The sequence below is a fragment of the Comamonas suwonensis genome, from assembly GCF_012844455.2.
Classification (GTDB): domain Bacteria; phylum Pseudomonadota; class Gammaproteobacteria; order Burkholderiales; family Burkholderiaceae_C; genus Comamonas; species Comamonas suwonensis.
Window position 1 is genome coordinate 451,899 of the sequence record NZ_JABBCQ020000001.1, and the last position, 23,574, is coordinate 475,472.

23 protein-coding genes are annotated in these 23,574 nt (G+C 60.8%); 12 read left to right on the plus strand and 11 right to left on the minus strand.

Features of this window, described 5'->3' with window-relative positions; translation table 11 throughout:
* Nucleotides 1-68: 68 nt before the first annotated feature.
* Nucleotides 69-710 (plus strand): pseudouridine synthase, encoded by a 642-nt coding sequence (locus HF327_RS01995; protein ID WP_169106639.1) that lies wholly within the window; start codon nt 69-71, stop codon nt 708-710.
* 16 nt (nt 711-726) lie between these two features.
* Here HF327_RS01995 and HF327_RS02000 read toward each other — a convergent pair whose 3' ends face one another.
* The 3 genes from HF327_RS02000 to HF327_RS02010 form a co-directional block, all read right to left on the minus strand.
* The gene (locus HF327_RS02000) at nt 727-1,821 is read right to left on the minus strand and encodes a hypothetical protein (protein WP_169106640.1); all 1,095 of its coding nucleotides are present in this window, start codon (nt 1,819-1,821) and stop codon (nt 727-729) included.
* A gap of 119 nt (nt 1,822-1,940) precedes the next feature.
* The gene (locus HF327_RS02005) at nt 1,941-2,429 is read right to left on the minus strand and encodes a sunset domain-containing protein (RefSeq protein WP_198460378.1); all 489 of its coding nucleotides are present in this window, start codon (nt 2,427-2,429) and stop codon (nt 1,941-1,943) included.
* Nucleotides 2,430-2,525: 96 nt separating this feature from the next.
* The gene (locus HF327_RS02010) at nt 2,526-3,164 is read right to left on the minus strand and encodes an MBL fold metallo-hydrolase (RefSeq protein WP_169106641.1); all 639 of its coding nucleotides are present in this window, start codon (nt 3,162-3,164) and stop codon (nt 2,526-2,528) included.
* Nucleotides 3,165-3,503: 339 nt separating this feature from the next.
* Between HF327_RS02010 and HF327_RS02015 the strand changes: the two genes are divergently transcribed.
* Nucleotides 3,504-5,117 (plus strand): Re/Si-specific NAD(P)(+) transhydrogenase subunit alpha, encoded by a 1,614-nt coding sequence (locus HF327_RS02015; RefSeq protein WP_169106642.1) that lies wholly within the window; start codon nt 3,504-3,506, stop codon nt 5,115-5,117.
* Between the two features lie 21 nt (nt 5,118-5,138).
* Nucleotides 5,139-6,551, plus strand: coding sequence for a Re/Si-specific NAD(P)(+) transhydrogenase subunit beta (pntB, locus tag HF327_RS02020; protein ID WP_169106643.1), 1,413 nt, complete (start codon nt 5,139-5,141; stop codon nt 6,549-6,551).
* A 109-nt stretch (nt 6,552-6,660) separates the two neighbouring features.
* On the opposite strand, the gene HF327_RS02025 is transcribed toward pntB, so the two are convergent.
* Nucleotides 6,661-7,281: a LysE family translocator gene (locus HF327_RS02025; protein WP_169106644.1), complete on the minus strand. Its 621-nt coding sequence runs from the start codon at nt 7,279-7,281 to the stop codon at nt 6,661-6,663.
* 105 nt (nt 7,282-7,386) lie between these two features.
* Between HF327_RS02025 and HF327_RS02030 the strand changes: the two genes are divergently transcribed.
* On the plus strand, nt 7,387-7,842 hold the full coding sequence (locus HF327_RS02030) for an Lrp/AsnC family transcriptional regulator (RefSeq protein ID WP_169106645.1): 456 nt from the start codon (nt 7,387-7,389) through the stop codon (nt 7,840-7,842).
* A gap of 170 nt (nt 7,843-8,012) precedes the next feature.
* Here HF327_RS02030 and azu read toward each other — a convergent pair whose 3' ends face one another.
* A complete protein-coding gene (azu, locus tag HF327_RS02035; protein WP_169106646.1) occupies nt 8,013-8,468 on the minus strand; it encodes an azurin in 456 nt (151 codons plus the stop codon).
* A gap of 210 nt (nt 8,469-8,678) precedes the next feature.
* Nucleotides 8,679-9,482, minus strand: a complete 804-nt coding sequence (locus HF327_RS02040; protein WP_169106647.1) for an exodeoxyribonuclease III — start codon at nt 9,480-9,482, stop codon at nt 8,679-8,681.
* Between the two features lie 10 nt (nt 9,483-9,492).
* Here HF327_RS02040 and pyrE point away from each other — a divergent pair, with 10 nt between their 5' ends.
* Both pyrE and HF327_RS02050 read left to right on the plus strand, forming a co-directional pair.
* Nucleotides 9,493-10,194: an orotate phosphoribosyltransferase gene (pyrE, locus tag HF327_RS02045; RefSeq protein WP_169106648.1), complete on the plus strand. Its 702-nt coding sequence runs from the start codon at nt 9,493-9,495 to the stop codon at nt 10,192-10,194.
* Between the two features lie 8 nt (nt 10,195-10,202).
* Nucleotides 10,203-10,877, plus strand: a complete 675-nt coding sequence (locus HF327_RS02050; protein WP_169106649.1) for a DUF4124 domain-containing protein — start codon at nt 10,203-10,205, stop codon at nt 10,875-10,877.
* Nucleotides 10,878-10,906: 29 nt separating this feature from the next.
* On the opposite strand, the gene HF327_RS02055 is transcribed toward HF327_RS02050, so the two are convergent.
* From HF327_RS02055 to HF327_RS02075, 5 genes are all read right to left on the minus strand, one after another.
* Nucleotides 10,907-11,266 carry a hypothetical protein gene (locus HF327_RS02055; RefSeq protein ID WP_169106650.1) on the minus strand — a complete coding sequence of 120 codons (360 nt, stop codon included), beginning with the start codon at nt 11,264-11,266 and terminating at the stop codon, nt 10,907-10,909.
* Nucleotides 11,267-11,360: 94 nt separating this feature from the next.
* Nucleotides 11,361-11,579, minus strand: a complete 219-nt coding sequence (locus tag HF327_RS02060; RefSeq protein ID WP_099740087.1) for a hypothetical protein — start codon at nt 11,577-11,579, stop codon at nt 11,361-11,363.
* A 90-nt stretch (nt 11,580-11,669) separates the two neighbouring features.
* Nucleotides 11,670-12,800 (minus strand): HPP family protein, encoded by a 1,131-nt coding sequence (locus tag HF327_RS02065; protein WP_236024005.1) that lies wholly within the window; start codon nt 12,798-12,800, stop codon nt 11,670-11,672.
* A 133-nt stretch (nt 12,801-12,933) separates the two neighbouring features.
* Entirely contained in the window at nt 12,934-13,506 is a 573-nt protein-coding gene (locus HF327_RS02070) for a nitroreductase family protein (protein WP_169106651.1), read from the minus strand.
* 93 nt (nt 13,507-13,599) lie between these two features.
* Nucleotides 13,600-14,631, minus strand: a complete 1,032-nt coding sequence (locus HF327_RS02075) for a hypothetical protein (RefSeq protein WP_169106652.1) — start codon at nt 14,629-14,631, stop codon at nt 13,600-13,602.
* Nucleotides 14,632-14,893: 262 nt separating this feature from the next.
* On the opposite strand from HF327_RS02075, the gene serA reads away from it, so the two are divergent.
* The 6 genes from serA (at nt 14,894) to HF327_RS02105 (ending at nt 23,048) form a co-directional block, all read left to right on the plus strand.
* Complete coding sequence (gene serA / locus HF327_RS02080) at nt 14,894-16,123, plus strand: phosphoglycerate dehydrogenase (protein WP_169106653.1); 1,230 nt, start codon at nt 14,894-14,896, stop codon at nt 16,121-16,123.
* Nucleotides 16,124-16,561: 438 nt separating this feature from the next.
* Complete coding sequence (locus HF327_RS02085; RefSeq protein ID WP_206764304.1) at nt 16,562-18,550, plus strand: OPT family oligopeptide transporter; 1,989 nt, start codon at nt 16,562-16,564, stop codon at nt 18,548-18,550.
* The gene (locus HF327_RS02090) at nt 18,547-18,720 is read left to right on the plus strand and encodes a hypothetical protein (protein WP_169106654.1); all 174 of its coding nucleotides are present in this window, start codon (nt 18,547-18,549) and stop codon (nt 18,718-18,720) included. Before HF327_RS02085 ends, HF327_RS02090 begins: the two co-directional genes overlap by 4 nt.
* 183 nt (nt 18,721-18,903) lie before the next feature.
* A complete protein-coding gene (locus HF327_RS02095; RefSeq protein WP_169106655.1) occupies nt 18,904-20,196 on the plus strand; it encodes a hypothetical protein in 1,293 nt (430 codons plus the stop codon).
* 60 nt (nt 20,197-20,256) lie between these two features.
* Nucleotides 20,257-21,648, plus strand: a complete 1,392-nt coding sequence (locus HF327_RS02100; protein WP_169106656.1) for a hypothetical protein — start codon at nt 20,257-20,259, stop codon at nt 21,646-21,648.
* 50 nt (nt 21,649-21,698) lie between these two features.
* Nucleotides 21,699-23,048 (plus strand): hypothetical protein, encoded by a 1,350-nt coding sequence (locus HF327_RS02105; protein ID WP_169106657.1) that lies wholly within the window; start codon nt 21,699-21,701, stop codon nt 23,046-23,048.
* Nucleotides 23,049-23,574 lie beyond the last annotated feature (526 nt).

Below are 23,574 nucleotides of genomic sequence, written 5' to 3' on the forward strand. Positions count from 1 at the left end.
CAGTCAGCGCTACAAGGCTTTTTGACTTAAAGCGCAGGCCTATGTCGCTGGCGCTAAGCTTCTGACCCATGCCCCGTCCGTTCTCATCCAACCGCCCCAGCACCGCCGGCCCAAACAATCCGCGCCGCAGCAACGTGGTGCGCCAGAGCGCGCCCCGCCCTGAGGTGTCTCGTTTGCTGTGCTTTCACAAGCCCTATGGCGTGCTGAGTCAGTTCACGCCCGAGGGCAAATGGCAGGGCCTTAAAGACTGGATCGATGTGCCGGGCGTATACGTGGCGGGCCGGCTGGATGCCGACAGCGAAGGCCTGCTGCTGCTGACCAATGACGGCCAGTTGCAGGCCCGCATTGCCGACCCGCGCCACAAGATGGAAAAAACGTACTGGGTGCAGGTCGAAGGCATGCCCGATGAAGCCGCGCTGCAGCGCCTGCGCGACGGGGTGGAGTTGAACGATGGCAAGACCCTGCCCGCCAAGGCCCGCCGGATAGCGCCACAGCCAGAAATGTGGCCGCGCAACCCGCCGATTCGCGTGCGCCAGAGCATTCCTGATTGCTGGATAGAGCTCATCATTCGCGAAGGTAAAAATCGGCAGGTGCGCCGCATGACGGCGGCCATCGGCCACCCCACGCTGCGGCTGGTGCGCATGGCCGTGGGGCCATATTCCATCGAGGGGCTGGAGCCGGGGCAGTGGGTGGATGTGCTGCCCGCATAGCGGGTCTTAGTGCGGATCAGCGCAGGCTGTCGAGCTTGAGCAGCCCGTCTTCGTCCTCAGGCAAATCCACGGCCTGCCAGCGGGGCCAGCTCAGCCACGGGCGAAACACATCCCAGCCAAACTCGATCTGCTGCAGATTGCCTTTGAGCAGTGGCAGGGCAGCGTTGAGCGCAATCTGGCGGCGGTGCACACATTGCTGCAAGGCTTGCATTCGCTGCGAGCCCTGACCCAGAAAGCGCTGCCGCGCCAGCCCCTGTGCTGAAGGCTGGCACTGGGCATAGGCCAGCTGCAGTCCGTCAATGCTTTCATTGTCGACAACGGCCACCAGCGCCTGCAAATGCCGCTGCAGCTGCGCTTCATCCATCAGCCCGCCCAGTCTCAGCTCCAGCACGCCAGCCTGAAAGCGGTAGCGCGCAGGCAAGGCCGCGCGCAGGGTGTAGCTGCTGCCACTGCGCGAGCTGGCGCGATGGCTAAAGACTTGACTGCCTTGCTCAAGCAGTGGCTGCACCAGCGTCAGCAGGGCTTGGCGGTGCTCTGCATCATCGATCTTCAGCGGAATATGAAGCTGCGTGCTGTCATAGCCGCGCAGCTCCTCGCGCAAGACCATCCAGCCTGCCGCATGGGGGGATGCAAACATCATCAAAGGCATGGAAATAAAGCCCAGAAAGCTGGCGGCCAGTCCCCATGCCTCGCGTGTTTGTGCAGCCTGCTGGGCTGACTTGCGGGTGCTGAGCACATTGCCTGTGGTGTTGACCAAGGCACCCAGTGCAATCGCACATGCAATGCCTGAAGCAAGTGTCAGCATGTCGGGCGAATACAGGCTGCGGGGCAGAAGCAAAAAGGTTGCCATGCCCGCAGCGCAGCCTGCCCAGATGACCAGCAGTGTCAGCAGATAGTGCATGGAAGGGTGCTGCTGCGCCGCCTGCTGCCAGTCTAGTGCGGGGTTTTGCTCCCGCTCGCGCATCAACTGCTTGCGTCGCCACAGGCGCACGGGCAGCCACAGGATGGCACAGACGATGAGTCCGGCTGCGAGACTGATGAACAGCGCCGAAAACGCCCACATCAGCAGCAGCGCCACCACGACCATGCCAATCCCGGCAATCCAGCTCATTCATCTTCCTTTTCTATAGCAGCTAGCGCTTGATATATCAGCGCAAGAATGTGTTTTAACCGATCATAAAAAAGCGCCTGCTTTGGCAGGCGCTTTGGGCTCAAGGTTTAACCAGTCGTTCAGGAGCAGGTCTTGTTGTTGGCTCCGTGCATACCGGCGGCCTTGGCCTCTGCCTCGCTCATGTACTTGCCGGCCTTGGTCTGGCCGTAATAGCGGGTACCAGGGCAGTGGTAGATCTTGGTGTCTTCATTGACCCAGACCTTGCCTGCACCGCCGCCAGGTGCTGGAGTCTTGGCCATCTTGGCACCCGCAGCGGCCTTGGCGGTTGCGTCCTGATCGATACCCTTGCGGCCCGAGCAGGCCCCCTTGGAGGAGGCAGCGCTCATGCTCGATCCATCCTTGCAGACAAAGGTCTGCATGTCTGGACTGGCTGCCGCTGCGGCCGGTGCCGGAGCAGCCTTTGCCGCTGGCTCTGCGGCAGGTTTGGCGGGCATCGGTGCCGTTTTTGCAGCCGGGGCGGCAGGAGCCGTTGCCGGAGCTTGAGCGAAGCTGGCAAACGAGCTGCCGAGCAAGGCTGAAGCCAGCCAGACTTTCCATGAGTTGCGCATACGAAGGCCCTCCGATTGGTGTGGCGTCACAAAGAGCGTGACACGCGCATGCTGCTACGGAAGGTGCGAATCCGCAAGAGCCGAGCGCGTCAGGGCTCAGGTGCCGCTGACGTAGGGGTTCATCTTGCGCTCGCGGCCAAAGCTGCTCTCCGGGCCGTGGCCGGGGATGAACACCGTCTGGTCGCCCATGGGCCACAGGCGTTGCACGATGGAATCAATCAGCTGCTGGTGGTTGCCCTGAGGGAAGTCGGTGCGGCCAATGCTGCCGGCAAAAATCACATCGCCCACAAAGGCGCGGTCAATCTGCGCGGAGTGGAAGACCACATGGCCGGGGGTATGGCCGGGACAGTGGCGCACGTTCAGCGTTTCGTTGCCGATGGTGACGGTGTCGCCGTCATGCAGCCAGCGTGTGGGCACAAAGGGATCTGCATGTGGAAAGCCAAACATCGCGCCTTGCTGGGGCAGGCCGTCAATCCAGAACTGGTCGCCTTGGTGCGGGCCGATGATGGGCAGGTTGTGCTTGGCCGCCAGCTCGCTGGTGCCACCGGCGTGGTCAATGTGAGCGTGGGTAATCCACAGTGCCTTGAGGTTCAGGCCCAGGCGCTCGACCTCCCATTCGATCTGCTCAATGTCGCCGCCGGGGTCAATGATGGCGGCGTCCATGGTCTGGTCGCACCAGACGATGGAGCAGTTTTGCTGGAAGGCGGTGACGGGTACGGTGTGGTATTGCAACATCTGTGACTTGTATTTTTCGTGGGATGACGTAGTCTCGCGCGACGCGAACCCCGCAAGCATGACACGGCAGAGCCGAGGCATCAAAAGTGCCCATTCAGATTTCGGCGTCATACCTCATTTGAGCTAGCAAAAATGCGCGTGCCCTATTTTGGTGCGTTCTGCTAAGGTATTTGTGCTGCAAGGCAGCGGGTAATGGCTTCATAGGAAGCGGCCCGACCCAGTTTCAAGATCATTCCGGCCGTGCCCATGCCCGCGTAACGCACTGTCCTCCCAACTGGAGGAGTGGTCAGGGGTGGGTGAGCGTCTGGAGAACCGTTTTCAAACTCCAGGAGACTTTTCATGTCTACCCCTGCCAACCAGCCGATCAGCGCCCAGCGCATCGGCATCCCACGGGAAACCTTCCCGCTGGAAAAGCGCGTGGCCACCGTGCCCGAAGTGGTCGAGAAACTGATCAAGCTGGGTTTTTCGGTCTCGGTCGAATCCGGTGCTGGCGATGCGGCCAATTTCAGCGATGACGCTTACCGCGCAGCTGGCGCTGAAATTCTGCCCACCGCCGCTGCGGTCTGGTCCGTTGCCGACATCCTGTTCAAGGTGCGCCCGCCCACCCCGGAAGAAGTGGCACTGATGCGCGAAGGCCAGATTCTGCTGGACTTCATCTGGCCTGCCCAGAACCCCGATCTGATGCAGCAACTGGCGGCGAAAAAGGTCACGGTGTTGGCGATTGATTCGCTGCCCCGCACGCTGAGCCGCGCGCAGAAGATGGATGCGTTGACATCCATGGCCGGTGTCTCCGGCTACCGCGCCGTGATTGAAGCCGCCAACGCTTTTGGCCGCTACTTCAACGGCCAGATCACCGCCGCGGGCAAGGTGCCCCCGGCCAAAGTGTTTATTGCGGGCGCTGGCGTGGCCGGTTTGTCGGCCATTGGCACGGCAGCGAACTTGGGCGCCATCGTGCGCGCCAACGATACGCGGGCTGAAGTGGCCGATCAGGTCATCTCCCTGGGTGGCGAGTTCGTCAAGGTCGATTACGAAGAAGACGGCGCTGGCGGTGGCGGTTACGCCAAGGTGATGAGCGAAGGCTTTCAGGCCGCGCAGCGCGCCATGTACGCGCAGCAGGCCAAGGATGTGGACATCATCATCACCACGGCCCTGATTCCCGGCAAGCCTGCCCCCAAGCTGATCACGGCCGAGATGGTGCAAAGCATGAAGCCCGGCAGCGTGATCGTGGACATGGCGGCCGAGCAAGGCGGTAACTGCGAGCTGACCGTGCCTGACAAGGCTGTGGTGCGCCATGGCGTCACCATCATCGGCTACACCGACCTCGCATCGCGCCTGGCCAAGCAGTCCTCCACGCTCTACGCCAACAATCTGTTGCGCCTGACCGAAGAGCTGTGCAAGGCCAAGGACGGTGTGGCTGTGGTCAACATGGAAGACGACGCGATTCGCGGCCTGACCGTGGTGAAGAACGGTGACATCACCTGGCCCGCCCCGCCGCTGGCGCAAGCGCCCAAGCCTGCAGCCAAGCCCGCTGAAGCGCCTGCGGTGCAGAAAAAGGGCGGCCACGGCCATGGCTCCAGCGGCCCGCTGCCTGCCAAGACACTGGCCATCATCTTTGCGGTGGCCGCTGCGGTCTTCTGGCTGATTGGGGCTTACGCGCCTGCGGCCTTCCTGGGCCACTTCACCGTCTTCGTGCTGGCCTGCTTCATCGGTTACATGGTGGTGTGGAACGTGACGCCCGCGCTGCACACGCCGCTGATGAGCGTGACCAACGCCATCTCCAGCATCATCGCCATTGGTGCGCTGGTGCAGATTGCGCCGCCGGATACGGCCGGCACAGGCCGCCCTGACGAGCTGATTCGCTGGCTGGCGTTTGCCGCCGTGGTGCTCACGGCCGTCAACATGTTTGGTGGCTTCGCCGTGACACGCCGCATGCTGGCCATGTTCCAGAAATAAGAAGAACGAGAGAGAAACACCATGTCCCAAAGTCTCGCAACGGTGGCCTACCTGGGCGCCGCTATTTTGTTCATTCTCAGTCTGGGTGGGCTGTCCAACCCTGAAACCTCACGCCGCGGCAATCTGTTCGGCATGATCGGCATGGGTCTGGCCGTGCTGGCCACCATCTTCGGTCCCCGTGTCGGCCCTAACGGCATGGCGTGGATTGTGGGTGCGCTGGTCGTCGGCGGAGGCATTGGTCTGTACGCAGCCAGGGTCGTCAAGATGACCCAGATGCCCGAGTTGGTCGCGCTCATGCACAGCCTGGTCGGTCTGGCCGCCTGCCTGGTCGGCTTTGCCAGCTATGTCGATACCTCCATCCAGCTGACCGGCGCAGAAAAAGCCATTCACGAGGTGGAAATTTACGTCGGTATTCTGATCGGTGCCGTTACCTTCTCGGGTTCGCTGATTGCCTTTGGCAAGCTCAACGGCAAGATCGGCGGCAAGCCCCTGCTGCTGCCAGGTCGCCACTGGATGAATCTGCTGGCGCTGTTGGTGGTGATCTGGTTTGGCCGTGAGTTTGTGCGCGCTGAAACGATTGCCGACGGCATGCTGCCCCTGATCGTCATGACGGTGATCGCCCTGCTGTTTGGCGTGCACATGGTCATGGCCATTGGCGGTGCCGACATGCCGGTGGTGGTGTCCATGCTCAACAGCTATTCGGGCTGGGCGGCTGCGGCCACGGGCTTCATGCTGGGCAATGACTTGCTGATCGTGACCGGCGCGCTGGTGGGCTCATCGGGTGCCATCCTGAGCTACATCATGTGCCAGGCCATGAACCGGAACTTCATCAGCGTGATTGCCGGCGGCTTTGGCTCCGGCGCACCCGCCAAGAAGGGCGATGCCGCCGCGGCTGAACCTCAAGGCGAAGTGACACCCGTGAGCGCACAAGAGACCGCCGAGATGCTGCGCGACGCCAAAAGCGTCATCATCGTTCCCGGCTATGGCATGGCGGTAGCGCAGGCCCAGCACACGGTCAACGAAATCACCAAGACGCTGCGCGGCCAGGGCGTGAATGTGCGTTTTGCCATTCACCCCGTGGCGGGTCGCATGCCCGGCCACATGAATGTGCTGCTGGCCGAAGCCAAGGTGCCTTATGACATCGTGATGGAGATGGACGAGATCAACGACGATTTCCCCGAGACCGATGTTGCCATCGTCATCGGCGCGAACGACATCGTGAACCCCGCTGCGCAGGATGACCCCACCAGCCCTATCGCCGGCATGCCGGTGCTGGAAGTGTGGAAGGCCAAGCAGTCCATCGTGATGAAGCGCTCCATGGCATCGGGCTATGCCGGTGTGGACAACCCGCTGTTCTACAAAGAGAACAACCGCATGCTGTTTGGCGATGCCAAGAAGATGCTGGATGAGGTGTTGGTCGCGCTGAAGAGCTAGAAGCCCTTCATAAAAAGGAGCGGCTAGTGCTCGCCTTTCAAGCGATTCAGGATTAAAGCTATCTGAATCCCTTGACTGGCAGGCGCTAGCCGCTCTTGTTTTTATACGATCAATGCAGTGCGAGCTCGACCAGCAGCAGCGTGGCAATGCCCAGCATCAGCGCGCCCGAAATACGCGACACCAGCAATGCGGCAGAGGGCCGCGTGCGCAGCACTCTTTGCGAGCCCCAGCCCACGCCAAAGTACACCACGGCGCAACTGGCTGCATGCAAGGCACCCAGCGCCATGATTTGCGCCGACACCGGCCAGCTGTCATCTGGCCGCACAAACTGCGGCAGCAGGGCCAGCAGCAGCAACAGCTGTTTGGGGTTGAGCCCGCTGACGCTGGCGCCTTTCACTGTCCAGCGCCAACGCGCCTGCGGCTCCGCGTCGCTGGCGTGGCTGATGGCGGCGGGGCTGCGCCACAGGCCTATGCCCATCCAGGCCAGATAAAGCGCCCCGGTCGCCGTCAGTGCCGTCAGCAGGGCCGGGTTCTGCGCCACCAGCGCGCCCACACCGGCTGCAACCGCCCCGGTCGCCAGCAGTGCGCCGCAGGCGAGGCCAATGACGGCAGGCAGCACCAGCCGTCGCCCGCGCAGGCCCGCTGAAATTGCGTAAGCCCAGTCCGCACCGGGGGTGAGAACCAGAAGCAAAGAGACGGCCCAGAATGCAGTCAAAACGGCGAACGACACGGTATTCCCTAGTAAAGCGTTGATGCAGAGAGAATATGGAAGTGCGGAGAGAATGTGCTCTCATAAATCGCCTGATTGAGGCTTTGAATTGGAAGAAATCACCCCGTGAACTCGCTGGACCGAAAAATTCTTGCTGCGCTGGAAAATGATGGCCGCCTCACGGTCACCGAACTGGCCGAGCAGGTGGGCCTGAGCCTGTCGCCCTGCCATCGCCGTGTGCGGGCGCTGGAGGAGACGGGCGTCATCCGCGGCTACCGGGCCGAGCTGGCACCTGCGGCGCTGGGGCTGGATTTTTCCTCGCTGGTGTTTGTGACGCTCAAGGACAGCAAATCCGTGCCCGCGTTTGAGGAAGCCGTGGCCCAGCTACCCAGCGTGATTCAGGCCCAGCGCCTGTTTGGCGACCCTGACTATCTGCTGCAGGTGGTGGTGCGCGATCTGCCCGCTTATCAGCGGCTGTATGACGAGCGCCTGACCCGTCTGCCCGGCGTGCTACGCATGACGTCCACGCTGGTGATGAAGCATGTGGTGACCAACCGGCCGCTGACGTCGGCCATGGAATGAACATAAAAAAAGCGCTGGTGAGGCAGTCACCAGCGCTTTGAAAAAAGAAATACGTGCTCCTGATATCAGATCTGCTCGCGCTTTCTCTGTAAGAGTTTCAGCATGAAAATCATCTGAAATCTATGCAAATAAATTGCTTGCAGCTTCTGTATCAATAGCGAAAAGCCAGATTAAGAACCCAGCTTCAGAGTGCCCTTCATCAGCGCCACGTGGCCGGGGAAGGAGCAGAAGAAGGCGTAGTCGGTGCCCGCCTTGAGCTTGGTCACATCGATGTCGAACTTGGTGGTTTCGCCACCGCCGATGACCTTGGAGTGGGCCAGCACGCGGGCGTCGCCAGCTTTCACAAAATCGGCTGCTGCACCAGCGGCAATGCCGTCGTTGATGACGGGTTGCATATCAGCAGCGGTGCTCACCACGATGTTGTGGCCCATGGCGGTCTTGGGCATCTTGCCCACATGCTTGAGCGTCACGCTGAATTTCTTGCAGGACTTGGGCATATCGATGTTCTTGACGTTGAACTGCATGGCGTCGTTGCTTTCCACCACGGTTTCGCAGCCTGCCGCCATGGCGGGCGCGCTCAGAGCGCCAGCAGCACACAGGGCCAGGGTCATCAGGATTTTCTTCATTACTTATTCCTTTTTTAAATGCAAAACGGGAAGCCTGTTGGGCGCTTTCGCCACTGGGGTTCCGCGTTTCATTTTTCCAAAAGAAAGGCTGCAAACCCAGTACAACTCATGCTCTCATGGGATGAACTGTTGCACCTTGCGTTAAAGCAAGTTCCCGTGCATGTGTCGTTTACCTGCTGGCAAAGTCTGTGCTGGCGCTGGCTTGCTGCTTCAGATCGCCATGTCGTAGCCAATGGTGATGGGCGCGTGGTCCGAGAACTTTTCGCCCTTGTAGATGGATTCGGTGCGCGCCAGCGCGGCCGTGGCCGGCGTGGCCAGGTGGTAATCCAGACGCCATCCCACGTTGTTGGCATAGGCCTGGCCGCGGTTGCTCCACCATGTGTAGCAGGCGTCCGTGGTGTCGGGCTGCAAATGACGGTACACGTCAATCAGACCACCGGTAATTTCAGTTTTGTGCAACAACTTTGTCATCCACGCCCGTTCTTCGGGCGTAAAACCGCTGTTTTTCTGGTTGCCGCGCCAGTTTTTCAGGTCCGCCTGCTGGTGGGCGATGTTGATGTCGCCGCAGAGAATGAACTCACGCTCGGATTTGAGAGCCATCAGGTGGGCGTGCATCTTGGCCAGAAAGCGGAACTTGGCCCCCTGGCGTTCTTCGCCCGAGCTACCGCTGGGAAAGTAAGAGCTGATGATGGAGAACTTGCGGCTGGGCGTGTCAAAGCGGACTTCGACATAGCGGCCCTCGGCATCGAACTCTTCGGCATCAAAGCCCACGATGACATCACTGGGCTCGTGGCGTGTGTAAACGCCCACCCCTGAGTAGCCTTTCTTTTCGGCAAACTGGAAATAGCCTTTCATGCCGGCCAACACCTCGAAACGCCCGGCCATATCCGGGGCCTGGGCCTTGATTTCCTGGACGCAAATACAATCCGGCGCAGTGGCTTCGATCCAGGCGTGTACGCCTTTGGTCGTTGCAGAGCGGATACCGTTGAGGTTGAGGCTGGTTAATTTGAACAAGGATGAATCCATGGTGGTAGATAAGCAGCCATTGGACGGTGCAGACCGTCTGGCGCAGGATTTTGTGCAGTTTGCCGTTGATTCGGGCGTGCTGCGTTTGGGTGAGTTCAAGACCAAGGCCGGGCGTCTGAGCCCGTACTTCTTCAATGCAGGTCTGTTCGACGATGGGGCCAAGATGGCTCTTCTGTCTGAATTCTATGCAAAAGCCATTCTGGCCAGCGGCATGGAGTTTGATATGGTCTTCGGCCCCGCCTACAAGGGCATTCCGCTGGCCGCAACCGTGGCGGTGGAACTGGCGCGTCAGGGCAAGAACGTGCCCTTCGCTTATAACCGCAAGGAAGCCAAGGACCACGGCGAAGGCGGTACGCTGGTGGGCGCCCCTCTCAAAGGTCGTGTGCTCATCATTGATGATGTGATGTCGGCTGGCACCGCTGCGCGCGAGTCCATTGCTATCATCAAGGCCGCTGGTGCCGAACCCCATGCCGTGGCGATTGCTCTGGACCGCCAGGAAATGGCGACCGAGAACGGTCAGGACGTGGCCCATAGCGCTGTGCAATATGTGCGCCACCAGCTGGGTATGCAGGTGTGCGCGATTGCCAAGCTGGCAGACTTGTTGCTTTATCTTGAGCAGCAAGGCAGCGATACCGGTGGTGAACACCATGAGCGCGTGCTGGCCTACCGCCAGCGTTACGGTGTAGACGACAAGGAATAAACAGGCAAATGAAGCAGGCGTTACATGCAAAACTGGGTTTGTATGTGGTAGCTACCGTCTGGGCCGGGGCGATGCCCGCTTACGCCCAGGCGCCAGCCAGTACCGGCGGTATCTACGCCTGCACGGATGCCAGTGGGCGGCGCATTACTGCCGACAGGCCCATTGCCTCCTGCGTTGACCGTGAGCAGCGTGTGCTTGGCAACACCGGCGTTGAGCTGCGCCGCGTCGCTCCTACTCTCACAGAGCAGGAGCGCAATGCGCAAGACGCCAAACGCCGCCAGGAGCAGGCGGAGCAGGCGCGCATGCGTGAAGAACGCTCGCGTGATCGCGCCATGCTGGCTCGCTACCCCAATCAGGCCGCGCATGATGCCGCCAGAGCCGAGGCCGCAGGCCAGGTCGATGATGTGATTGGCGTGGCCCAGCAGCGACAGGTCGAGCTGAAAGAGCGCCGCCGCAAGCTCAATACCGAGTTGGAGTTCTACCAGAACGACCCCAAGAAGGCTCCCGCCAACCTGCGCCGCCAGCTGGATGACAACACCGAAACGCAGGCAGATCAGCAGCGCTTCATCAAGCAGCAGGATGAGGAAAAGCAGCGCATCAACCAGCGCTTTGATGCCGAGCTGCAGCAGCTGCGCAAGCTATGGAGTGAGCAGCAATCGCCGATCGCTCCGCGCTCGCACTGATGCATTGATTGAGGCGCTACAGAGGTGCTTCAGTCCTGGTCCTCGTGGCCGTTTTTGTGCATGGCCATCACACGACCCAGCAGCAGGGCTGCAATCCAGGCGATTCCTCCGACGATCAAAGGCGCTTGCACCAGCAGCGGAGCTTGCGCCATCAGCATCAGTGCATCGGCCTGCCATAGCGTGCGGTAACTGGTGAGCAGGCCGTAGCCCAGCCACAGCAGCAAGCCCGCACTGGCGATGGATGCCATGGTGCGCATATTGCGCCCGTCGCGGCTGCTAGCGGGCGTGCGCAAGGCCGCGCGCCACAGCCAGCCTATGGAAGACAGCACCAGCAGTACGCAGGCACCAAGGGACAGTGGCAACCACAGGGAAAGAGGAATTAGCGACATGGCGCGGCACTTTAGCCCAGCTGTTTGATGTACCCATCTTCAGAAAACAAAATACCCACCGAAGTGGGTATGCCTGAAGTGCTCTTCAGGGGTTTCAGGCAGCGAGCCAGACCGCATGGTTGCCGGGCACTGGCTGAATGCCCAGCACTGCGGCATGGCGGGCCAGTAGTTCCTCAAATGTCTTGATGGATTCGCTGCTGGCAGCGCTGCCTTCATATTCTGTAGCGACTTGCGTTGCGGTGAAGGAATGGGCTCCAAAGCTTTGCACGATATTGCGCAGCTTGTCGAGGTTGGGGGTGAACACAGCGTCCATGGCAGCAACTCCTTTTTCAGCAATCAAAGCTCTACGCTCCACAGTTTAGCCAGCAAGTCGTGCAGGGCAAGAGGAACTCTGCGCAGAGGGCTAATGATTCAGCGAGAGCAGGGTGCGAATGACGTCAGAGCGGGTGATGACGCCCACCAGCGTCTTGCCCCGCAGCACAGCAATGAACTGTACGGTGTGCGATGCCAGCTCTTGCAGTAAATCGCCCAAGGGCGTGGCTTCCTGCACGCTCATCTCGGGGGCGCGCATCAAATCCTGTGCCACGGATTGCTCTTTCGCTGGCTTGGAACGCAGGCGTTGCCACAGGTTTTGCTGCTGCCGCGCACGGTGGCCTTGCCACAACCAGTCAAACAGGTCGGCCCGCAGTACGCGGCCAATCAGCTCGCCCTGCGCATCAACCACGGGCAGGCATTTGACCAGGTGGCGGTGAAACAGCTCGGCAATCTCTTCCAGCGGGGTTTGCGGGCTCACGCTCACCAGCTTGGCAGACATGACCTCGCCGCAGCTCACGGCGCTCATGCGGCGCTTGATGGCATCTTCTTCGGCTGCGGCCAGCATCACACCCAGATCTTCGGGCGAGAGGTTGTTGCTCTGGTCAAAGCGCTGCAGCAGTTGCTCCAGATCCTGCTCGCTCAGTGCCAGTCGCGTGGCTGGGCGCTGGGCTTTGGCGACCTGGTGTGGCTGGTGCAGATAGGGGCGGCCGCAGGCGCGGTGGTAGAGCACGCCCACCGCGACCAGCACCGCCGAGAGTGCGGCCATGGGCACCAGCAGATACCAGCCCATCGGCAGCAATTGCTCGGCAGAAAGCACCGTCAGCAAGGCCACGGCGCCGCCCGGGGGGTGCAGCGCACGCAGGGCCAGCATGATGGCAATGGCTCCGCCCACGGCCAGTGCGGCCATTGAGGTCTGGGAGAGTGTGGGAAACGCCCAGAGCAGCAGCAAAGAATAGAGTGCTGGCACGGTGTTGCCGACCACGCAGTTCCACGGCTGGGCCAACGGGCTGCTGGGCACGGCAAATACCAGCACCGCAGTCGCCCCCAGTGGCGCGAACAGGAAAAGTGCGTGGGGCAGGAAGTGATCGACCATGCCCACCAGCATGCCGGCCAGAGCCAGTCCCAGACCCGCGCCGATGCAGGAGCGAATCAGCTCCTTCCACGATGCGCGGGAGGCCACAGGACCCAGGCGTTGCCACAGTGCTTGAATGAAGGGCATATCTTTGAGCGGTTAGCTATCAAAAATGATAGCTTTCAGCGCAATGTGTAGTTGTTATGCGCTAATTCTGACAAAAAAGCGCCACAGGGCGAGCTGTGGTGCTTTGTGCAGAGATGTACCTGTCGTGTCTGTATCAGGCGGCAGCGGCTGTGGGCACGGCTCCGGCGCTCAGCACTTCGGTCAGTGGCTTGCGCTGTGAGGGGACTTCACGCTCGCGCAGATCGTCGGGCAGGACGGAGGCATCGGCACGGCGACCGACGGCAATCACGATCTCGGGCACAAGATGCTCTGGCAGGCCCAGCACCGTGCGGGCTTCATCGGCAGAGAAGCCGCCCATGGCATGTGTGGCAAGGCCCATGGAGTGGGCCTGCAGCGCCAGATAGCCCCAGGCGCAGCCCGCATCAAAGCTGTGTTTGGCGGATGCTTGCTTGTCCGACAGCAGCACGATCAGCGCGCCCGCATTCAGGCACCAGCGGCGGTTGAATTCATTGGGCAATTGCGAGAAAGCCTGCCAGTTGGCATCGTCGCGCAGGGCGTAGGCAAAGTGCCAGGGCTGCTTGTTGCTGGCCGAAGGAGCCCAGCGGGCGGCTTCTGCCAGTTGCTCCATCTGGGCGGTGCTCAGCGGCTCAGCCACAAAGGCGCGGGGCGACATGCGCTCCAAAAACTGGGGCTGGACGGGGGCGGTGCTTGTACGTGTGGTGCTCATGGTGATATCCGGAAAAAGAAACAGGCCCGCTCGCAGGAAGAGCGGGCCTGAAACCATAGCGCAAGCTCCAGTCTGTGTGCTGGAGTCAGGAGATCAGGACTTTTGACCAGCTTGCGCGCTGGTGCTGCGCATGTGGCGCTCGATGCGGATCATCACCAGCACCATCATCACCATGACCAGGGAGGAGATCAGCATGGTGGCAAATGCGGTGTCAATGCCCAGAAAGTCCCACTTCTCGGCATCGGGGTTGTCGCCGCGAATCTTCATGGCCGTGCGGTCAAACGACAGCGTGTAGTTGGTCAGCAAGGTGCTGACAATCTGCGCTGCCGGTTGCTGTTGCAGTTTTTTCGCCAGCTTCTCGTTGCCCAATACGGCTTGCAGCGCCGCAGGCAGACCCTTGATATAGGCTGCATAAGCGCCTTCGCCATGCTCCATCTCGGCCGCCTGTGCGCGGTCGTTGATTTCAGAGGCCAGGTTGACGGCGTCCGTCAGCAGCTCGTTCATGGCCTCCGCAGCGATCGCCGCAGCGGCATCGTCAGCCGCCTGCGCTGCGGCGCGGGCCAGGCGCTCTTCACGGGTGAGGGTGATGCGGCGGGCCGTCCATGCGGCATCGACCTCGGCGGCGGCTGCATCGGCTGCGTCTTTGTCGCAGCAGGCGTTTTCACGCGCTTCGCGCATCTTGATCTGTCGGTTGACCTCGTCAGCAGACGGTATGGCATCGCCCTTGAGCAGGGGGTGAATGGGCTCCAGCCCCTGGCTGGAATTTTCCTGCTCAATGCGTTTGCGGACAGCGGTATCTTTGTAGATAAAGCCGCGCAGCAGGCCGTCGGCCTTCTGGAAGTCCGGGCGCAGGGCGGGGTCGGCCAGATGCTTTTCCAGAGGTGTCGAATTGCTCAGGCTGCTGAGGTCGCGGCCTGTTTCATCCTCCATGAACTTGAGGTCATAGGGCGCGTCCTTCCAGTTCAGCGCCGTGGGTGTGGCCAGGGCTGCATCGAGTTTTTTGGGTTGGTAGTGATCCCAGAGCCAGTTGCCCATGCCGACGATGACGAAGACGGAGAAGGCCAGAAGCACAAGGCGCAGAACTTGTATCAACAAGTCCTCAGCTCGGCGCAAGAGGGTCAACATAGGCAATAAATCCTTTTCAAAAGCTTGTGGCGTAAGCGCTTGCAACTATGAAATTGGAAGCGTTGAATGCCTGGAATTTTAGGAAATGAATCAGAACGTCGTATTTTGTTACCAGCTTCTGAGCGCAGCAGGCCATGGTGCCTCAGGCCGATGTGCAAAACAGGGGTGGTAAGGCGCGCTCATCGCCAGACGATGCACCTAGTTGCTGTAACGAAATTCTGAAACCGCTGTAATAAGGGTTTGAAGGACTGGAGGCCACATCATGGGCAAGACATCGCTGGATAAATCGAAGATCAAGTTTCTGCTGCTCGAGGGAATTCACCCTTCCGCACTCAAAGTCCTGCACGACGCGGGCTACACCAATGTCGAAGCGCTGACCGGCGCGCTGGAGGGCGAGGAGCTGAAGGCCAAGATTGCCGATGTGCACTTTGTCGGCATCCGCTCGCGCACCCAGCTCACGGCCGATGTATTTGCCGCTGCGCACAAGCTGGTCGCTGCAGGGTGCTTCTGCATTGGTACCAATCAGGTCGATCTGGGTGCCGCCCGTGAGCGCGGTGTGGTGGTCTTCAATGCTCCGTATTCGAACACCCGCTCCGTGGCCGAGCTGGTGCTGGCTGAAGCCATCTTGCTGCTGCGTGGCATTCCTGAAAAGAACGCCGTGGCCCACCGCGGTGGCTGGAAGAAGAGCGCCGACAACTCCTTTGAGGTTCGCGGCAAGACGCTGGGCATTGTGGGCTATGGCTCCATTGGCACGCAGTTGTCCGTGCTGGCCGAAGGCCTGGGCATGAAGGTCATCTTCCACGACGTGGTGACCAAGCTGCCACTGGGCAATGCGAGCCAGTCCAGCGGGCTCAATGACTTGCTGGCCAGGGCCGATATCGTCACCCTGCATGTGCCCGAGCTGGCATCCACCAACGGCATGATGGGCACGGCGCAGATTGCCGCCATGAAGCCCGGCAGCATTCTCATCAACGCATCGCGCGGCACGGTGGTGGATATTGATGCGCTGGCTGAAGCGCTGAAGTCCGGCAAGCTGCTGGGCGCGGCGATTGATGTCTTCCCGGTCGAGCCCAAGAGCAACAAGGATGAATTCCTGTCTGCGCTGCGCGGCATGGACAACGTCATTCTCACCCCGCATATCGGCGGCTCCACCATGGAGGCACAGGCCAATATCGGCCTGGAAGTGGCGGAGAAGCTGGTCAAGTACAGTGACAACGGCACCACCACCTCGGCTGTCAACTTCCCCGAAGTGGCGCTGCCCGAGCACCCTGGCAACAACCGCATCCTGCATGTGCATGAGAACCGCCCCGGCATTCTCTCGGCCATCAACCAGGTGTTTGCCGACAACGGCATCAACATCGCCGGTCAGTACCTGCGCACCGATGAGAAGGTGGGCTATGTGGTGATCGACATCGACGCCAAATCGTCTGCGCTGGCGCTGGAAAAGCTCTCGCAGATTGCCGGCACCATCCGCTGCCGCGTTCTGTTCTGAGCGACTGAGCACTGCTCTCTCCCAAAAAGGAAGCTCAGGCTTCCTTTTTTATAGCTGCAGGCGATTGATCCATAAGGGGTTGAGGCCTGAAGTGCCTATTTTTTGGGCTACACATGATCCCGCAGCTTGACGCGCAATGGTGTGAGCAAGCGCTGCTTCCGCTCTGAAGCCTTGTGAGTGATGAGGATCCGGCGGATGTATCAGGCTCTGGACCTTGGGCACAGCGACGGCCAGGACTCAGACATGGGCTACATCGTTTGTGAGCTAACGATCACATGAAGCCTGAGCGGCTATTTGATAGTCTTGGGTGGCCCCTGCATGCAAGGCCGCAATCGCTTGGCGTGGCGGGCTCTGCTGCAAAAGGGCGCTGAACGGGGCGGGTGCCAGCGACTGCTGCTTGCCTGCTCTTGCTTTTGTTGTCATCAAAAAATCAACTCTATGCGTGAATTCACACTGCGTGGCGTCATTCTGGGAGCGCTGATCACCCTGGCGTTTACGGCGGCCAATGTGTACCTGGGCCTCAAAGTGGGGCTGACCTTTGCCTCCGCCATTCCGGCGGCGGTGATCTCCATGGCGCTGCTGTACCGCTTCAAGGACTCCAATATTCTGGAGAACAACCTGGTTCAGACCCAGGCGTCGGCGGCGGGCACGCTCTCGTCGGTGATTTTTGTGCTGCCCGCACTGCTCATGCTGGGCCTGTGGACGGGGTTTCCCTTCTGGCAGACGGCCTTGATCTGCGCGGCAGGCGGCACACTGGGCGTGCTCTACACCATACCGCTGCGCCGGGTGATGGTGGTGCAGTCCGACCTGCCTTACCCCGAAGGCGTGGCCGCTGCCGAGGTGCTGCGCGTTGGCGATGCACAGCGCCACAAGGGCGAAGACATGGCGAGCTCCGCTCCGCGCTCCAGCGGTTTGCGTGATCTGGGCTGGGGCACGGGTCTGGCGGCGCTGTTTGCCTTTTTGAGTGGTGGTCTGCGTCTTCTGGGCGATGCCTTCAATTTCTGGATTCCGGCGGGGAGCGTGGCTTTTCGTGTGGCGGCAGGCTTTTCGCCCGCACTGCTGGCGGCGGGTTACCTGATGGGGGCCGCCGCGGGGATCGCCGTGCTCGCAGGGCTGGTGCTGTGCTGGGGTCTGGTGGTCCCGTGGCTCACGGCGCATGCCAGCCCGGCTGCGGGCCAGGACATCAGTGATCTGGCCACTCAGTTGTGGAGCGCCAAGGCCCGCTTTCTGGGTGCTGGTGTGATTGGTGTCTCGGCTCTGTGGACGGTGGGCACGCTGGCGCGGCCCATTCTTCAGGCCATTCGCCACCAGAGCGCGCATGGCGCTAAAGAGGTGTCCGCCGAGAGTGGTGATACCGACAAGGACATGCCGCGCAGCTGGATGCTGGCCATCGGTCTGGTGGCGCTGGCCGTGCTGTACTTTGTGGTCAGCGGCTTTTTGCAGCAGCACATGCCCGAGCTGGGCAGTCAGCCGCGCTTGTGGCTCAGCCTGCTGTGCGTGCTGTTTGCCGCCGTGTTCGGCTTTCTGGTCGCTGCGGCTTGCGGTTATATGGCGGGTCTGGTGGGCTCGTCGGCCAGTCCCATCTCGGGCATCGGCATCATTGCCACCATCTTGATGGCCAGCACCTTGCTGGGCCTGCATGCACTGGTGCCTGCGTTTGCCCGCTCAGTTTCGGGGCAGATGGGCGTGGCGCTGGTGCTCTTCATGGTCTCGGTGGTGCTGGCCATGGCATCCATCTCCAACGACAACCTGCAAGACCTGAAGACCGGCTACTTGGTGGGTGCTACGCCCTGGCGTCAGCAGTTGGTGCTCATCATCGGCTGCGTGGTGGGCGCGCTGGTGATTCCGCCGGTGCTGGATCTGCTCTACAACGCCTATGGTTTTGCGGGCAGCCTGCCGCGCGAGGGCATGGACCCCAGCCAGGCGCTGGCTGCACCCCAGGCCACGCTGATGCTGCAAATTGCCTCCGGCATTTTTGAAGGCTCGCTGGACTGGGCCATGCTGGGCCTGGGCGTGCTGGTCGGTCTGATCGTCATCGTGGCCGATGTCAGCCTGCGCAAAAGTGGCAAGGGCGCACTGCCGCCGTTGGCGGTGGGTCTTGGGATTTATCTGCCGCCCACCATCGGCCTGACATTGACCATTGGCGCATTGCTGGGCTTCTTCATTCAGCGGGCCATCAGTTCCTATGGCGCGCGCGCAGGCCATGTGTGGACTGCCGCCGCCGAAGAGCGCGGCCTGCTGTTGGCATCGGGCCTGATTGTGGGCGAAAGCCTGATGGGCATTGTGATTGCCGCGCTGATAGGCTTTAGCGGCAAAGATGCGCCGCTGGCGCTGGTGGGCGAGTCCTTCGCTGCGGCCATGTGGCTGGGCCTGGCATTTTTTATCGGCCTGTGTGCCTTCTTCTATCGGCGGGTGCTGCACCCATGAAAACGGAACGCTTTAACGCTGGATCAGAAACCTTGCCTTTTCGCCAAGGCCATTTCAGCTTCGTCTGCGAGTGGCTACAGGAAGTGAGCGCGCTGGATGCGCTGCTGGCCCGTTTCAGCAAAAGGACTGGCTGCGAGTTTGGGAGGAGGACTTTCAGTGGCTCCGATTAAGCTTGTCTGTATTCCCTCTGCTTGGTGGACACCCGCCATATGATTTTTCCTCCCGACACAACCTGCCCTCACTGCGAATCCAGCGAACGCCAAGCCTTGCCTGACCGGCCCGGCTGGAATGAATGCCTCCAGTGCGGAACACGCTTCAATTTTGAGAACGGTCCGGGTAGGCAAAGCATGCGCATGGAGCGTGTCACCATCGACGTCAATGGCCGGCATTCGGTCGCAGCCTTTATCCCTGTGGGCCGCTGGGCGGGGTGGCTGGCAGCGTTTGCTGTAGCCGCTGCGCTGTTGTGGTGGGCCGGACTGGGCTTGAGCCAGTACCTCACGAGCTCTTCCTCTGACAAGCTCTCCGACAAAGAGATTCCGATTGCCGGCACCACGCTGTATGACGCAGGTGAGCAACTGAGCTTTATTCGCGTTTTTGAGCGTGAAGAGGCCACATCTGCGGGTGGCGGTGGCGAGCGGGTGTTGCAGACGGTCATTAATGATCTCAACAGCGGCCAGCGTCTGGGCGTGCCGCAGGAATTCCGTTTTCCGCTGAACTCGCATTCAGATTGGGCGCAGTTTCGCCGCTATGCCAATGGCGATTTGTTTTTGCTGCTGCAAAAAAGCCGGTTGCTGCAATTCAACCCGCAGGTGCAGCAGTTTTTTGACCTAACACCCTCTATCTCTGCGCTGATTCCTTCGGGTATCGAAAGCATGGAGCACCAAGGCCCTGAGTGGCCAGACGCGCTGCGGGTGCGGGCCCAGAATGGCCAGACCTATTATGTGAACTGGCCTGCCCGGCAGATTCTGGAGCAATCCCAAGCAGTACAAGCCTATGCGCAGGCCGCGTCGAGCTATACGCAGAACTCTCAAGGATACGGCTTTGCGCCCATGGCCAAAGAGCACTCAAACGGTGGTGTCGACAGCCCCCGGGCCGCCTATCTTGTGCGCTATGTGAACAAAGGCGTCAGCGGGCAGATGGTGTACCGGCCCGAGCCATCGCTTTACCGCTGGAATCCCGGGAGTCGCGGGACAAAGAGCGATGCCCTGCAACCCATCGCTGAGGGGCTGGCTTGGCGTGCGCAGGATGCGACAACGCCCGGATTGCTGGCGGTCGAGGCCGCGACGCCTGTACAGCCGCGTATCCATGGTGAGGTGCTGGCCACCAATCCCAGTCATGTACTGGTGACCTTTGATTCTCAGGGCCTGCAAAACGGAGGTGGCGATGCTCAGGTGTTGCAGCTGATAGACCGTGAGACGCTGAAAGTGGTCTGGACGCAGGCATTGGCCCGCATTCCACAGCTGGCGTCGCGAATCGGTGGCGTGCAGCTACAGGCGGATGGGGTGCGGGGTGGCTTTTACCTGCGCAACGGTTATGTGGCGCCTGTGCTGTACATCGATAACGCGGGTCAGACGCTTTACGACTTTACTGCGGGACGAGGGAGCACAGGCCCCCACCCCAGCAGCCATCCCGGTGGGCCCCGGTAAACATCAGCATGCGCCTGCACGCCACGCCCTCTTTGTGGGTTCGCCGGTTGGCGCACTTGAATGCCCGTTATCGATAAACGCACCATGAACATCAAGACGCCTCTGATTTTTTGCCCTCAGTGCGGCACCCCCGGTGGCCAGCCTGTGGCCGGCGAAGCGGACAAGTACGAATGCCCCAGCTGCAAGACGCAGTTTGCGATTTCCAGGGCGGATGCGCGGGAGCCGAATGACCGCCAGCGATATGAGCAGACGGTTGCCGGGGGCTCCCGGGGCAAGGCGGCGCAAAAAGGGCGCAAGCGCCATTGGCTGGCTGCGGTCGTGGCCATGGGGGTTGCCGCCGTCTTACTCACCCCCTTGCTGCGCAGCCAAAGCCCAGCGCCCGTCGTCAAAGCGCAAAGCATGGGGAGCTTGCTGCAGGCCACCGTCTTTGACAACGGCGGCAAGATCAGCTTTATCGAGCTGTACGAGAGCCGCAACGCCGACACCGCGAACTTTGTGATCCGGGCGACAGACATGCAGACCGGCAAGCTCCTGTCCGAGCCTTTGCGCCTGAGCCTCGCACCGGGCAACGGGCGGGGGGAGTTCAAGCAATTCTCGGACGGCCAGCTGTATCTGGTGCTGCAAGAGCGTCAGCTCATGCGCTTTGATGCCGGTGCGCAGCAGTTTGTCGATATCACCAGCACCTTGCCTGAGCGCTTTGGGCAAGAACTGGGCGCGGGCCTCTCCGAGCTGAAGTTCGCTTTTCATGCGTATCCAGACAGCTTCGAAGCCGTGACCCGCGAAGGCAAAAAATACTATGTGTACTGGCTGATCAACCAGATTCGTGCCGATGACGACTTTGGCGCTGTCTACGAAAAAGCGGTGAAAAACTTCAGCCGAACCAGCAAGTTCTACCGCTTCGGACCCGTGGGTTCGGGGACCTCTACGCGCTATCAGCTCATTCAATACTGGGCCAAAACCGAGCCAGGCCAGCCCTTGTATCAGGGCTACTTCGAGCTGTATCCCCGAAGCGGTGATGCCGCCCTGGACCGCCGGATGAAACGTATCGATGTGGGCAGTGGTTATTCCGTGTCGCCTTACGTAATCAGCCGTGGGCTGGTCAAGATCGAAGCCATTGCGCCCCTGGCGCTGCGCTTTGATGCCCAAATCTTGGCGCAAAACGACAAGCGCCTGCTGCTGGCCTACAACTCCACGCCGACTGGTGAAGACGGGCGTGTGCTGCAGCTCATGGATAAAGACACCCACCAGATCGTCTGGAGCCGCACCGCCGAGCAGATTCCGTCATTGGCAAAAAGCAGCCGGGGTCGGTACACCGTGGGCACCGCACTGCCCTCGGGCTTTTATCTGGCGGCCGATGCCGGCCTGCCGGGCCTGATCGTCGACAACGACGGCAATATCGTGCACGACTTCGCGATGAACAATTCGCGGCCCTCGTCTCAGTCACGGCGGTAATCGGGCCGCATTTGGTACAACGCTGTTTATTCAGAGAGCTTTACTCGGCCATGTCCATACAGATCAAAAGCCTTGCCTGCCCGCAATGCGGTGCCGGCCAATGTGCCAAAGTTGACGGTACGCCCAACCTCTATGCCTGCAAGAACTGCGGTGCCGAGTTTGTTCTCAGCGACAACAATGCGCCCAAGGAAATGCGCGTCATCCACAGCATGGATGCGGGCCAGTTCGACAGCCTCAAAAATCTCAAATACATCGCGCTGGCGATTGCGGGGGCAGCTCTTCTGGTCCTGGTGCTGCCCATGATCTGGAGCGCCATCGCCCGCTTCAAACCCGCCCAGCCAGATCTCGGGCGCCTGCAGGCCTCCACCGTGTATGAGGCACCTGCCGGTCAGTTCAACGTGGTGCGCGTGATGGAGAAAGACGATGGCCGCAATGATCTGTATCAGATTCTGGTCAACAGCCTCGACAGCGGAAAAAAGCAGGGCGAGCCCCAGCAACTGAGCTACCTGCGCACCACGCTTTCGCAAGATCCGCAGCTCGCGCATTTCTCGGATGGCAGCGTGTATCTCGTCATGAACGCGCAAAAACTGCTGCGACTGGACCCGGCCAGCGCCCAGTTTGTCAGCATAGATACCGAACTCATCAACCGCCACACCTCGCAACTGGGCACCGGCATTTCCAAGATCGAGCTGGCTGGGGATGACAAGCCCGATGCTTTCATCGTGACCAACAACAGCGGCGAGCGTTACTACGTGTTCTGGCTAAGCGGCCAGATTCTGCCCCTGGCGGCGCTGTTTCTGGATTTTCACAAGCGACCGTTTGCCAGCTATACCGAGACCCAGAAGCACTTTGACTTTGCGGAACTCACTGGTGCCAGCATCAGCACCGCCAATGCCGTCTCACCCAGCCTGCTGGTGAGCTATGCCCAAAAAGTGCGCAAGGACGAATACCAGAAACTGCCCGCGCTCAGCCTGATAGCGTCTGGCGAAGACACAGTCAAAGCACTGCCCGAAGACTATCTGCCGTTGGGAAGCGACTGGGTGGTGGGCAAAAAAACACTGCAGGAATCAGGCGTGACCCAGCTCACGCTGGTCTCTCCCGTGGAGAGTCGTTATCGCGGCAAGGTGCTGGCGCAAAACGCCCAGCGCGTGCTCATCGTCTTCAACACCACCCCCGTCACCGACCAGGGCCGCGTGCTGCAACTGCTGGATCTCACCACCGGCCAGCCCGTCTGGAGCCGCAACATAGAGCAGCTACCCCAGATCACACGTGGCGGCAGCTACCTGTCGGCGGATGCGCTGGCGTCGGGCTTTTATCTGCGTTCGGATGCGATGACGCCGACTTTGTTGCTCAGCAATGCGGGCGAGGTGCTGCATGACTTCAGTCCCAAGCGGGATTGATGCTTTTTAAATTGATAGCTGGTGGCGCTTGATGAGATTGGGCTAGAGGCTGATTTGGCTTGTGTCCTTGATTCAGCCGCTTGCCTGATTTGCTTTCCGAGGGCGGGACTCGGCCCGCCAGCCGACCTACTTTCTGTTGCCAGAAAGTAGGCAAAGAGCCAGCCCTACTGCTCACGACCCTCCGGCTTCGCCTGCGGGCAACCTGCGCCCTCAACCTCTTGTTGCTGTGCGGCAAAACTCACTTCGCGCTGACGCGCTTCGTTCAAACAGGTTGCCGCAAGTCAGAGCACAAAGCGTCTGCACTCTACGGTGCAGCCGCGCGCCCCAAGAGGTCGCCGTCACAGGCGTGGTCACAAGGGGCGAATACTGGAAGCGGGATAGCTTCTTTATGAAGTTGATAGCTGCTAGCGCAATCAGGTATTGGGCTAGAAGCAAATTTCGTCAAAATTCACGCAGGCCGTCCGCTCCCATCCCTTTTGGCTGCGCCTGCGGCACGCGGTTCAAGCTGCGGGCAACGCTGCCGCAG